Raw genomic sequence first — 13,501 nt, forward strand, 5'->3', positions numbered from 1 at the left:
CTCACGATCCGCTGCTCAGAACCACATCCGCACGCCGGCCACCCAGCGCGTGTCGCGCGCGTGGTCGCCAGCATAGTCGGCGGTGTCGCCGAAACTGCGTTCGTGGCTGATGCCGATGTACGGAGCAAAGCGGCGGCTGAACTCGTAGCGCAGGCGCAGCCCGGCCTCGACCTTGTTCAGGCCGCGGCCGATGCCGTACTCCGGTTCATCCTTGGCCGCGACGGTGGATTCCAGCAGCGGCTGCAGGATCAGGCGGTTGGTCAGCAGAACGTCGTACTCGACTTCGGCCTTGGCCAGCACCTGGCCACCGGAGCCCATGTACAGCGTGGCCGAACTTTCGAACTTGTACGGCGCCAGGCCCTGGATGCCGATTGCCGCCCAGGTGCGCGAGTCGGCGGGGCGGAAGTCCTGGCGCACGCCGACCAGCACGTCCCACCACGGCGACACGCTACGGCCGTACAGGGCCTCCAGCGATGACGACTCGGTGCGGCCCTGGCTGCGTTCACCATCGGTGCGCAGCCACAGGCGGTTGATGTTGCCGCCGATCCAGCCGGTGGCTTCCCAGGCCTGGCCGTTGCTGCTCTTGCCATCCCAATGCTCAAGCCGGTCGATCAGCAGCAGGCTGTTGATCTCCGGCGCGTGCTCCATCGCGCCATGCGCGATCGGCGGGAAGGCGGCGGCGCGGTCGGCGTCGGTCGGGACCGGGATCGGCTCGCGTGGTTCGGTCGGCGCGGGCGCGCCGTGACCCATGGCGGCGTGGTCCATCGTTGAATGATCCATCGCGGAATGGTCCATCGCCGCCGGCTGCATCGCGCCGTGTTCGATCTTCGAGTGATCCATGGTCGAGTGGTCCATCTTCGAATGATCCATCTGCAAATGATCGACCGGTTCGATCGCGGACGTCGCAGTCTTCGCCGGCGCGTCCATCGTGCCCATGTCATGCCCGGCATGCGATTGCGCGAACACCGGCAGTGCGGTGGCCAGGCCCAGCGCCAGCAGGCTGGGGGAAAACAGTGAGCGCCTCATTCTTCGATCCTCACTTCGCGCATCATGCCCGCTTCCATGTGGTACAGCAGATGGCAGTGGTAGGCCCAGCGGCCGAGGGCATCGGCGCGCACGCGGTAGCTGCGGCGGGTGCCGGGTGGCATGTCGATGGTGTGCTTGCGGACCTGGAATTCCTCCTGCGCGTTTTCCAGGTCGCTCCACACGCCGTGCAGGTGGATCGGGTGCTGCATCATGGTGTCGTTGACCAGCACGATGCGCATGCGCTCGCCATAGTTCAGCCGAAGTGGCTCGGCGCTGGCGAAAGGGATCCCGTCGAACGACCAGGAGAATTTCTCCATGTGACCGGTCAGGTGCAACTCGACTTCGCGGCTGGGCTCGCGACCATCCGGGTCTTTGAAAAGGCTGCGCATCGCGCCGTAGGTCAGCACCTGGCGGCCGTTCTCGCGCAGGCCGATGCCGGGGTCGTCCAGCTTCGGCTCGGTGGCCGAGCTCTGCATGTCCACCAGCGGATTGTTGCGCTCGCTGGCCGGGTGCTTTGGCGCCTTGCTGGCGGCATCACCGCCGCCGTGCGCACCGTGTCCCATGCTGGCGCCGCAGCCGCCTTCCATGCCCTTCATCGCGGCCATGCCGTGGCCACCATGGCCACCCGCGCCCATGTCATGACCCATGTCGCTCATCGTCAGCAGCGGGCGCGGGTCGCGTGCAGGGATCGGCGCCTGCAGGCCGTGGCGTACCGCCAGCGTGCCGGCGGCAAAGCCGGTGCGGCCCATGTCCTGGCAGAAGATGGTGAACGCGTCCTGGCCGCTGGGTTCGACCAGCACGTCGTAGGTTTCGGCCGGGGCGATGCGGAACTCGTCGATGCTGACCGGATGGATGTACTGGCCGTCGGCGGCCACCACGGTCATCTTCAGGCCGGGGATGCGCACATCGAAGTAGGTCATCGAGGCGCCGTTGATGAAGCGCAGCAGCACCTTCTCGCCGCTGCGGAACAGCCCGGTCCAGTTGCCGGCCGGGGCGGTGCCGTTCATCAGGTAGGTGTAGGTGTGCGCATTGATGTCGGATATATCGGTGGGCGTCATCCGCATCCGGCCCCACATGCCGCGGTCGGACAGCGCGGCAGACCAGCCGTCGCGCTTCACGTCACGCAGGAAGTCCGGCAGGGTGCGCTTGTAGTAGTTGTCGTGCTCGGCGAGCTTCTTCATGCGCCGGAACAGCGCGCCCGGATCCATGTCGGTCCAGTCCGACAGCAGGATCACGTGTTCGCGGTCGTGGTGGTACGGCGCCGGTTCGGCCGGGTCGATGATCAGCGCGCCGTACAGGCCGGCCTGCTCCTGGAACATGGAGTGACTGTGATACCAGTAGGTGCCCGACTGCTTGAGGTCGAAGTGGTAGTGAAAGGTCTCGCCGGGGCCGATGCCGTTGAAACTCAGGCCGGGCACGCCGTCCATGTTGGCCGGCAGCAGGATGCCGTGCCAATGGATCGAGGTCGGGTGGCGATCGAGCGTGTTGCGCACGAACAGATCCACGGTCTGGCCTTCGCGCCAGCGCAGGATCGGTGCCGGCAGCGATCCGTTGACGGTGATCGCCGGGCGCGTGCGGCCGGTGAAGTTGGCCAGCGATTCGCCGATGGACAGTTCCAGGCGGGTATCGCTGAGTACGGCAGGGGCGCCGGCCAGGCGCGGGGTGGCGCGGGCGGCGGCCAGCGCGCGCTGCGGCACGCCGACGGCGGCGATGCCGGCAACCACGCCGCCGGCAGCCAGGCCTTGGACGAACAGGCGACGCGACGGCAGGGGCGGGGCGCCCGGGCCGGGGGGAATGCGGGTATTCATGAGGTGACTCCAGACACGGAAAAACGCCGGCAAGCCGCCGGCTCCGGTGCGCAGCGCGCACAGTGCATGGGGAATCAGCCGATGGGAGGGCGCGAAATCGGCGGCATCGGCGGCGCCGGGCGGCCAGTGGCCGGCATCGGCTGGGGGACCAGCGACAGGCCCGGGCCCGTCAGGTGCGGCAACGGCTGCACCACCAGCAGCGGGTGCTGCGCGCAGCTGCGCACGCAGTCCTTGATCTGGCAGTGGGCGTCGTGCGCGGGTGCCTTGGCCTGCGGGGCTTCATCGGCCTGCATGCCAGCGTGGTGATGGCAGTCGGCATCGCCGCCCTCAACGCTGGCCGCAACCGCGTGTGCCATCCGGCCCATGTCCTCGTGTCCGCTGGCCATGGCCGCGTTCAGCCCGTTGAGCAACAGGCTGAGCATGAGCACGACGCGGAGCAGGGTCGAGGCGAGGGACATGGCGTCAATTTAGCCGCAAGTGCGCGCGGATGCACTTCTTGCTGAATGGACGGTTCAAGATTGGAGCGGCACCCATGTGGAGCCGGGCCCACGCTCGGCTGCTTCTGCGCGAACAGCGGCCGAGCGTGGGCTCGTGGGTGCCCGCGCGCCGTTGGGGGCATGCCAGGCGGGCGCGCAGCGCGGCACCGCGTTACCGTCAGCCCTCTTCGCGCACGATCTCCACCAGGCGCGGGCCGTAGCGGCTCAGCTTGGTGCCGCCGATGCCGCCGACCCGTGCCAGTTCATCCAGGCTGGTCGGGCGCTGTTCGGCGATGTTGCGCAGGGTGCTGTCGTGGAAGATCACGAAGGCCGGCACGTTCTGCTCGCGCGCCAGTTCGGCGCGCAGGCCGCGCAGGGCGTTGAACAGGGCCAGATCCTGCGGCAGCACCGACAGGCCGGTGCGCTGGGTACTGCGCTCGCGCCCGCTGCTGCCGCTGGCCGGATCACGGCGCATGCTGATCTGGCGGCGGCCGGTCAGCACGTCGCGGCTGGCATCGGTCAGGCGCAGGCCACCGTGGCCCTCGCTGTCCACTTCCAGCAGGCTGGCGGCGACCAGCTGGCGGAACACGCTGCGCCAAGTGCGCGCATCGAGGTCGCGGCCGATCGCATAGGTGCTGAGCTTGTCGTGGCCCTGCTGCTTGATCTTCTCGTTCTCGCTGCCGCGCAGGATGTCGATCAGGTGGCCGACGCCGAAGCGCTGGCCGCTGCGGTAGACGCAGCTCAGCGCCTTCTGCGCGGGGATGGTGGCATCCCAGGCGGCGGGCGGGGTCAGGCAGTTGTCGCAGTTGCCGCAGGGCCGGGGATAGGTCTCGCCGAAGCCGGCCAGCAGCACCTGGCGGCGGCACTGCATGGATTCGCAGTAGCCCAGCAGGTGGTCGAGCTTGGACCGCTCCAGCTGCTTGCGCTCTTCGCTGGCTTCGGACTGCTCGATCATCTGCTTGAGCAGCACCACGTCGCCCAGCCCGTAGCACAGCCAGGCCTCGGCGGCTTCGCCATCGCGGCCGGCGCGGCCGGTTTCCTGGTAGTAGCCTTCCATCGACTTGGGCAGGTCGGTATGCGCGACGAAGCGCACGTCCGGCTTGTCGATGCCCATGCCGAAGGCGATGGTGGCGCACATGACGATGCCGTCCTCGCGCAGGAAGCGGCGCTGGTTGTTCGCGCGCACTTCCGGCGGCAGGCCGGCGTGGTAGGGCAGGGCATTGAAGCCCTGGCCGCAGAGGAATTCGGCGGTTTCCTCGACCTTGCGCCGCGACATGCAGTAGACGATGCCGGCCTCGCCACGGTGGCCGCGCAGGAAATCGGTCAGCTGCTTGCGGGCATTGTCCTTCTGCACCACGGTGTAGCGGATGTTGGGGCGGTCGAACGAGCTGACGAAGTGGCGGGCCTCGGCCAGGTCCAGGCGCTCGGCGATCTCGCGCTGGGTGGGCGGGTCGGCGGTGGCGGTGAGGGCGATGCGCGGAATGTCCGGCCAGCGCTCGTGCAGGACGGTCAGCTGGCGGTATTCGGGGCGGAAATCGTGGCCCCACTGCGACACGCAGTGCGCTTCGTCGATCGCGAACAGGGCGATGTGGCTGCGCGACAGCAGCGACAGGAAGCGGCCGGTCAGCAGGCGCTCGGGCGCGACATAGAGCATGTCCAGCTCGCCGGCGAGCAGTTCGCGCTCGACGCGGCCGGCGGTTTCGGCGTCCAGGGTCGAATTCAGGTACTCGGCGCGCACACCCAGCTGGCGCAGAGCCTCGACCTGGTCCTGCATCAGCGCGATCAGCGGCGAGATGACGATGCCGCAACCGTCACGGAGCAGGGCTGGCACTTGGTAGCACAGCGACTTGCCGCCGCCAGTGGGCATGAGGACGAGTGCGTCATGTCCGGCAGCCACGTGCTCCACGATGTCCTGCTGCGGACCACGGAAATCGTCGTAACCAAAGACGCGTTGGAGCAGGTCGTGCGCGGGACGGGAAGCCATCCGGCTAGTTTACCCCGGCGGGGGAGTCGGCAGGGCTGCGCCCTGCACCTGCTACGAGTCAGAGCAACGTCAACGTCAAAGGCGACAGCCTGCTCTGGGCTGTCTGCTGGCTGGGCACGGCGGTGTGGGCTTGCAGGACACGCCGTAAACCCATCCATGGGGGCTCGATGGCGCCATCCATGGCGCCAACCGTCCTGCAAGCCCACACCGCCCCACCCCCGACAGATCGCCAGTGACGGTGGGGCCATCCACGCGATGCGTGGATCAAAATCCATCGAATCGAATATTTCGAGATCGAAACGAAAAGAGCCGAGCATGGCTCGGCTCTACAAGGGCAGGCAGGCCGCGGGAAACTGTCGAAGGCGGGGTGGGTCCGGTTGCGGGGGCGTGAGCGCCATGGATGGCGCGACCGAGCCTCCATGGACGGATTCACGGCGTCCCCCGCAACCGGCCCCACCCCGCCAACCCCACAGGAAGCCAGCTTTTGCTTCGGCCGTTGCTGTGGCAGTTGCCGTTGCCTGGGCCTCTGCGGGTGCAGGGCGCAGCCCTGCCGCCCCCCCCAAAAAACCCTTACTGGAGCAGGGAACGCAGCATCCAGGCGTACTTCTCGTGGGTCTGCAGGCGCTGGGTCATCAGATCCTCGGTCGGGGCGTCGTCACCCTTGGCGGCCACGTCCAGCACTTCACGTGCCGTACGGCAGACCGCTTCGTTGGCGACCACCAACTGGCGTACCATTTCACGCCAGTCCGCACTGTCGGTCAGGCCCGGTTCCTCGGCGATCGAGGTCAGCGCAGCGAATTCCCGGTAGGAGCCCGGGGCATTGAAGCCCAGCGCGCGGATGCGCTCGGCCACGTCGTCCAGTGCCGCCCACTGCTCGGTGTACTGCGTTTCGAACATGGTGTGCAGCGAGTTGAACATCGACCCGGTCACGTTCCAGTGGAAGTTGTGCGTCTTCAGGTAGAGCGTGAACGCATCAGCCTGGAAGCGCGACAGACCGTCGGCGATCTTCTTGCGGTCGCCCTGGGTGATCCCGATATCGATGTTCGGCGCCGACGGTGCCGCCGCTGCAAGCTTCTGCTTGCCGGTCTTGGCCTTGGTCGTGCTCTTGGTCTTCGCCATGGGGTTCCTCCTTGTGGAATCGTTGGCCTTCACAATAAACCGGTCGTGATGACTGGTCGCTTTCAAAGTTTTGAACGAACCGATTGATGAACTCTATCGATAAAAATCCATCGCCCCGCCTGCGCCAACAGCGCGCCGCCATCAACGGCGCCATGAGCCGCGACCGGGGCCGTTTGCTGGGAATGCTCTCGCGGTGCCAGGCCAAGCCACAGGATGCGGCGCTGGCCGCCACCTTCGAGCAGGCCTTGCAGGCGTCGGTGCAGCGCCGGCAGGCGCGGGCGCAGCAGCAGCCGTCCATTACTCTGGACCCGCAGCTGCCGATTGCGCGTGAAGCCGACGCGATCATCGAACTGATCCGCGACCACCAGGTGGTGGTGATCGCCGGTGAAACCGGCTCGGGCAAGACCACCCAGCTGCCGAAACTGTGCCTGGCCGCAGGCCGTGGCCAGGCCGGCATGATCGGCTGCACCCAGCCGCGACGGATTGCCGCACGTGCGGTGGCCAGCCGCGTGGCGCAGGAACTGCAGAGCGAACTGGGCCAGCTGGTCGGCTACCAGGTGCGCTTCAACGACAAGGTCAGTGACGACAGCCGCATCAAGTTCATGACCGACGGCATCCTGCTGGCGGAGATCGCCAGCGACCGCTGGCTGTCGAACTACGACACGATCATCGTCGACGAAGCGCACGAACGCAGCCTCAACATCGACTTCCTGCTGGGCTACCTGAAGCAGCTGTTGCGCAAGCGCCCGGACCTGAAGCTGATCGTGACGTCGGCCACCATCGACACCGAGCGCTTCGCCCAGCATTTCGACAATGCGCCGGTGATCAGCGTTGAAGGCCGTACCTACCCGGTGGAAGTGCGCTACCGCGCGCTGGAAGGCGAGGGCGAAGACCAGGGCGAGCGCACGGTCAACGATGCCATCGTGTCGGCCATCGACGAGATCACCCGTCTTGATTCGCGCGGCGACGTGCTGATCTTCCTGCCGGGCGAACGCGAGATCCGCGATGCGCACCAGTCGCTGGAGCGCCGCAAGTACCGAAATACCGAGGTGCTGCCGCTGTACGCGCGCCTGTCCAACCAGGACCAGGACCGCGTGTTCAACCCCGGCCCGAACCGGCGCATCGTGCTGGCCACCAACGTGGCCGAAACCTCGCTGACGGTGCCGCGCATCCGCTACGTGGTCGATCCGGGCTTCGCCCGCGTCAAGCGCTACAGCCCGCGCAACAAGCTGGACCGCCTGCACATCGAGCCGATCTCGCAGGCCAGCGCCAACCAGCGCAAGGGTCGCTGTGGCCGTATTGCCGAGGGCATCTGCTACCGCCTGTACGCCGAGGCCGATTTCCAGGCGCGGCCGGAGTTCACCGATCCGGAAATCCGCCGCTCCAGCCTGGCCGGGGTGATCCTGCGAATGCTGCAGTTGGGCTTGGGCCGCATCGAGGAGTTTCCGTTCCTGGAAGCGCCGGACGAGCGTGCAGTGGCCGACGGCTGGCAGCAGCTGACCGAACTGGGTGCGATCGACGCCGAGCGGCGCATGACCACCATCGGCAAGCAGATGGCACGCCTGCCGGTGGACGTGAAGCTGGCGCGCATGCTGGTGGCCGCGCAGGCCGCCGGCTGCCTGCGGCCGATGCTGGTGATCGCCTCGTTCCTGGGCATCCAGGATCCGCGCGAACGCCCGCCGGAGGCGCGCGGTGCGGCCGACAGCGCGCATGCGCAGTTTGCCGATGGCCGCTCCGAATTCGTCGGCGTGCTGCGCCTGTGGGATGCCTACCGGCAGGCCCACGAGGACCTGACCCAGTCCAAGCTGCGTGATTGGTGTGGTCGCCACTTCCTCGGCTTCCTGCGCATGCGCGAATGGCGCGAACTGCATCGCCAGCTGCGCCTGTTGTGCGAGGAACTGGGCTGGAAGGAAGAGGCTGTCGATGCGTCGATGGCACCCTTGCTGGCCGGCAGCAGTGCGCCGGCCCCGGCGCGTGATGACGCGGCCGCAGTAAAGGCCACCCGCGGCCAGTTGCACCGTGCTGCACGCCTGGCCCGCGAAGGCAAAGCGGACGCGGCCCCCGCACCGGTGGCGGTGCGCGCGCAGAAGGAACAGGCGCCCGCCGGAGGCGGCTTCAGCGAACGCGTGCGCGCCGCCGCCTACCAGACCCTGCACCGGGCGCTGGTGGCGGGCCTGCCGACGCAGATCGGCCACCGCACCGAAAAGGGCGATTTCCAGGCACCGCGCCAGCGTCGCTTCCTGCCATTTCCAGGTTCGGCGCTGTCCAAGCGGCCGCCGCCGTGGCTGCTGGTGGCCAACCTGCTGGATACGCAGAAGGTGTGGGGCATGACCCTGGCCGCCATCGAACCGGACTGGGTGATCGCCGAGCTGCCGCACCTGTTGCTGCGCAAGCATTTCGATCCGCACTGGTCGCGCGCACAGGGCCAGGTGCTGGCGTCCGAGCAGATCAGCCTGTTCGGCCTGGTGCTGGCGCCGAAGAAGCCGGTGCACTACGGCCGCATCGAACCCGTTGAAGCGCACGACATCTTCGTGCGCCAGGCGCTGGTGACCGGGGAGATCAACACCCGCGCCAGCTTCGTGGCCGACAACCAGAAGCTGCTGGAAGTCGCGCGCGAGGAAGAGGCCAAGCTGCGCCGCGCCGGAATCGTTGCCGACGAGGACTGGCAGGCACGCTGGTACCTGGACCGCGTACCGCCGCAGATCCATTCGGCCGCGGGCCTGGATACCTGGTGGAAGGGACTGGCGCCGGAACAGCGCAAGACCCTGCACTGGTCGCTGGCAGACCTGCTGCCCGGCGAGGGCAGCGAGCAGGAGCGCTACCCGAAGTACCTGGCGCTGGGCCAGGCGCGCTTGCCGTTGCACTACCGCTTCGAGCCGGGTGCCGACGATGACGGCGTGACCCTGGACGTGCCGCTGCACCTGCTCAATGCACTGGATCCGGTGCAGCTGGGCTGGCTGGCGCCGGGCTTCGTGGCCGACAAGGCCTCGGCACTGATCCGCAGCCTGCCCAAGGCGATGCGCCGCAACTACGTGCCGGCGCCGGATTTCGGCCGCGCATTCTACGAGGCGTTCCCGCAGCCCAGCGCCGACGCCATCACCGGCGAACTGGCGCGTTTCCTGTCACGCGCGACCGGCGCCACGGTGACCGCGCTCGATTTCGAACCCGGCTCGATCGAACCGCACCTGCACATGAACCTTCGCCTGCGCGACGAGCAGGGCAAGGTGCTGGCCACCTCGCGTGACCTGGACGCGCTGCGCGCAAGGTTTGGTGGCCGTGCCGGTGATGCCTTCGCGGCGCGTGCCGGGCGCGAGATGGCGGCCGATGGCCTGCGCACGTTCCCGGCCACGCCGATTCCGCTGCAGGTGCCCGGTGAAGCCGGCGTTCCGGCCTACCCGGCGCTGCTGGACGAGGGCGACAGCGTGGCGTTGCGCATCTTCGCCGACCGCCAGCAGGCACAGGAGGCGCACCCGCTGGGCGTGCGTCGCCTGTTGGAAATCGCCCTGGCCGAGAAGGTCAAGCAGGCACGCAAGCAGCTGCCAGTGGGTGCCAAGACCGGTCTGCTGTATGCCGCGATCGAATCGCAGGAACGCCTGCGCGGGGACCTGGTCGATGCAGCGATGAACGCGGTGCTGGCCGAAGGCCTGGACGACATCCGCGATGCGGCGGCGTTCGAGCAACGCCGCGAGCATGCCGCCAAGGCCCTGTTCGGTGAGGCCATGTCGCGGCTGAAGCTGGCCGAAACCATCCTGGCACTGGTAGCGGAACTGAAGCCGATGCTGGAAGCGCCGTTGATGGGCTGGGCGCGCGGCAACCTGGACGACATGGAAGCGCAGCTGGCCGGCCTGATCCATCCCGGCTTCCTGCGCGATACGCCGGCAGATGCGCTGGCGCAGTATCCGCGCTACCTGAAGGCGATGATCCTGCGCACCGAGCGTGCCAAGCGTGATCCGCCGCGTGATCAGGCGCGCATGCTGGAACTGCATCCGTTCCTGGAGGCGCTGGAGGTGGGCGAGCAGCAGGGGCTGCGCGATCGCCCGCAATGGCAGGCCCTGCGCTGGGATCTGGAAGAACTGCGGGTATCGCTGTTCGCGCAGGAGCTGGGAGCACGCACCGGCATCTCGGCCAAGAAGCTGGCGCAGCGGGTGACGGCACTGCGCCAGGCCTCGTAATCCCGGCCCGACCCCGCCGGAACGATGACCGGCGGGGTGCGGTGGAATGTCATCCACGCGTGGCGTGGATCTACTACTTGGTACGCTGAACCTTCGGCTGGGTGTTGACGCCGTCGACCTTCATGTACCAGACGCCCATCACGCCGGGCTTGATGCTGACCCTGGGCGACTGCTTGCGCACGCCGACGACACTGGTGGCGTCGGTCTGTTCCCACTCCTGGCCGTTGTCCAGCACGTAGACGCGGCCCTTGCTGAAGCCGCGGAATTCGCCCTGCAGCACGCCGGTGATCGGCTCGTTGCTGCCGAAGTCGAAGAAGCCGCGGTTCTTCACGATCACTTCCTGGCGGCCTTCCTCGCGCGCCTGTTCGCGCACTGCTGCCACCGCCTCGGTGGTTGCCGCTTCGACCTTGCCCTGCAGCCAGCGGTTGAGCGTGGCCAGTTCCTGTGCGCTCAGCTTGTCCAGACCGGCCGCCTTGAATTCGGTGGGCGACATCTGCTGTTGCAGGTCACCGCCGACCACGCGCTGTGCCAGCGCAGGCGTCGACAGGGACAGCAGCAGCGCGGCGCAGGCCAGCAGCCGTGGGCGGAAATGCGGGGCGATCGAGGGCATGGCGGGACTCTCCAGGGTTTGCCGGCGAGTGTAGCGGCATGTCTTCATGCCGGGTGATGGTGGCCGTGGTGATTGTCCCTGAACGACGCCGGCGCTAGTGTAGGAACCTCTGTCTTGCCTGCTCGATGCTGTGAACCGCGCTTCCGTCCCCGGCCTGGATGCCTTGTTGAACCGTCCTTCGGCAGCCGTGCTGCCTGCTCCGCTGCGCCAGGCCCTGCGCGAGCACTGGGAAGCGCCGGAGTGCGATCAGCAGATGCGCGCCACCTGGTCGGTGCTGGGTGACACCCTTGATGCCCTGTCGATGCTCTCGGCCGACGAAGGTGCCGTGGTCGCCGCGCTGCTGTTCGACCTGCCCGGCCTGCGCGCAAGCCTGGACCAGCTGCCGTTGGGCAACCACAAGGCGGCGGTGCTCGGCCTGCTCGATGGCCAGGACGCCGCCGACCCGGTGTGGGCCCTGCATGCCGGTCGTGAGGCCGGACGCAACAGCGAAGGCCTGCGCCGGCTGCTGCTGGCGATCATCCGCGACCTGCGCGTGGTGCCGATCCTGCTGGCGCGGCAACTGGCGCGGATGCGCGCAGCCGACAAACTGGACGACGAGCAGCGTCGCGCGCTGGCGCAGCTGACCCGTGACATCCACGCACCGTTGGCCAACCGCCTGGGCATCTGGCAGCTGAAGTGGGAGCTGGAGGACCTGGCCTTCCGTCACCTGGAACCGGAGACTTACCGGCGCATTGCCCGTGAGGTGGACGAAACCCGTATCGCGCGCGAGCGCTACGTCGAGAACGTCAAGAAGGTGCTGTCGCGCGAACTGATCGCACAGGGCATCAAGGCCGAGGTGAGTGGCCGCCCGAAGCACATCTACAGCATCTGGCGGAAGATGCAGAAGAAGCGGCTGGCGTTCGACCAGCTGTACGACATCCGCGCGGTTCGCGTGATGGTGGACGACGTCGCGGCCTGCTACGCCGCGCTGGGTGTGGTGCATGCGCTGTGGGCACCGGTGCCCAGCGAGTTCGACGATTACATCGCCCGGCCCAAGGCGAACGACTACCGCTCGCTGCACACCGCCGTGGTCGGCCCGGAAGGCCGCACCATCGAAGTGCAGATCCGCACCCACGAAATGCATTCGCAGGCCGAGCTGGGCGTGGCCGCGCACTGGAAGTACAAGGAAGGCGGCAAAGGCGCGGAAAAGTCCTTCGACCGCAAGATCACCTGGATGCGGCAGCTGCTGGAGCAGGCCCAGGACGGGCAGGGCAACGAACTGGCCGGCGCGCTCGATGCCGAGCTGACCGAGGACCGGGTCTACGCGCTGAGCCCGAAGGACGAGGTGCTGGACCTGCCGCAGGGCGCCACCCCGCTCGATTTCGCCTACCAGGTGCACACCATGGTCGGCCACCGTTGCCGTGGCGCCAAGGTCAACGGCCGCATCGTGCCGCTGACCTACCGCCTGCGCAGCGGTGACCGCGTCGAGATCCTGACCGGCAAGGAGGCCGATCCGCGCCGCGACTGGCTGATGCCGGCCCACGGCTTCCTGGCCAGCAACCGCTCCCGCGAAAAGGTGCGCAGCTGGTTCCACAAGCTGGATCGCGCGCGCAACGTGCAGGCCGGCCGCGAACTGCTCGAGCGCGAGCTGAAGCGGCTGGGGCTGCAGCATTCTGACCTGTCAGTGGCGGCGAAGAAGTTCCACGCTGACGGCATTGATGACCTGTACATCCAGGTGGCACTGGGCGATACCGGCCCCAACCAGGTCAGCCGGGCGCTGCTGGAGGCCGAGCGTGCCGCAAGCCAGCCGGCACCTGCGCCGAGCCTGCCGCGCCCGACCGCACGCCGCGAGAACCTGGGCAAATCCAAGTTCACCGTGCAGGGCGTGGGCAACCTGCTGGTGCAGTTGGCACGCTGCTGCCAGCCGGTGGCCGGCGAGCCGATCGTCGGCTACCTGACCCGTAGCCGGGGTGTCACCGTGCACCGTGCAGACTGTGCTGCGCTGGCCCGGCTGGCCGCCACCAGCCCGCAGCGCATCCTGCCGGTGGAGTGGGGCCAGGCCGGCGGCGGTTATGAAGTGGACGTGGTGGTCGATGCGGTCGACCGTCGCTGGCTGCTGAAGGACATCACCAACCTGATTGCCCAGGAAGACGCCTATGTGCTCGACATCCACAGTGACAACGTGCGCAACAGTGGCCGCGCCCACCTGCGTCTGCGGCTGAAGGTCAGCGATTACGGCCAGCTGTCGACCCTGCTGGGCAAGCTGGACGCGCTTCCGGGCGTGAGCGAGGCCCGTCGCCTGGGCTGAGCTTCACGCTGCCCCGGCT

At 67.9% G+C, this 13,501-nt stretch carries 8 protein-coding genes; 2 read left to right on the forward strand and 6 right to left on the reverse strand.

From position 1 onward, the window contains the following. Positions 1-15 precede the first annotated feature (15 nt). The 5 genes from AC5P8Z_RS05920 to AC5P8Z_RS05940 form a co-directional block, all read right to left on the reverse strand. Positions 16-1,026, reverse strand: coding sequence for a copper resistance protein B (locus AC5P8Z_RS05920; protein ID WP_495228440.1), 1,011 nt, complete (start codon positions 1,024-1,026; stop codon positions 16-18). Beyond that, positions 1,023-2,834: a copper resistance system multicopper oxidase gene (locus AC5P8Z_RS05925; protein WP_495228441.1), complete on the reverse strand. Its 1,812-nt coding sequence runs from the start codon at positions 2,832-2,834 to the stop codon at positions 1,023-1,025. The genes AC5P8Z_RS05920 and AC5P8Z_RS05925 overlap by 4 nt, the downstream gene beginning before the upstream one ends. Before the next feature lie 74 nt (positions 2,835-2,908). Beyond that, on the reverse strand, positions 2,909-3,292 hold the full coding sequence (locus AC5P8Z_RS05930) for a CopL family metal-binding regulatory protein (protein WP_295572922.1): 384 nt from the start codon (positions 3,290-3,292) through the stop codon (positions 2,909-2,911). A 196-nt stretch (positions 3,293-3,488) separates the two neighbouring features. Further along, positions 3,489-5,294: a DNA helicase RecQ gene (recQ, locus tag AC5P8Z_RS05935; RefSeq protein WP_295572925.1), complete on the reverse strand. Its 1,806-nt coding sequence runs from the start codon at positions 5,292-5,294 to the stop codon at positions 3,489-3,491. A 570-nt stretch (positions 5,295-5,864) separates the two neighbouring features. Beyond that, a complete protein-coding gene (locus tag AC5P8Z_RS05940; protein WP_006439098.1) occupies positions 5,865-6,413 on the reverse strand; it encodes a Dps family protein in 549 nt (182 codons plus the stop codon). A gap of 86 nt (positions 6,414-6,499) precedes the next feature. On the opposite strand from AC5P8Z_RS05940, the gene hrpA reads away from it, so the two are divergent. Further along, a complete protein-coding gene (hrpA, locus tag AC5P8Z_RS05945) occupies positions 6,500-10,585 on the forward strand; it encodes an ATP-dependent RNA helicase HrpA (protein WP_495228443.1) in 4,086 nt (1,361 codons plus the stop codon). Between the two features lie 73 nt (positions 10,586-10,658). On the opposite strand, the gene AC5P8Z_RS05950 is transcribed toward hrpA, so the two are convergent. Further along, entirely contained in the window at positions 10,659-11,195 is a 537-nt protein-coding gene (locus AC5P8Z_RS05950; protein WP_286069528.1) for a hypothetical protein, read from the reverse strand. A gap of 130 nt (positions 11,196-11,325) precedes the next feature. Between AC5P8Z_RS05950 and AC5P8Z_RS05955 the strand changes: the two genes are divergently transcribed. Next, positions 11,326-13,482: a RelA/SpoT family protein gene (locus AC5P8Z_RS05955; protein WP_495228444.1), complete on the forward strand. Its 2,157-nt coding sequence runs from the start codon at positions 11,326-11,328 to the stop codon at positions 13,480-13,482. The last annotated feature ends 19 nt before the right edge of the window (positions 13,483-13,501 follow it).

The organism is Stenotrophomonas sp. YJH_SMC_17 (assembly GCF_059371655.1).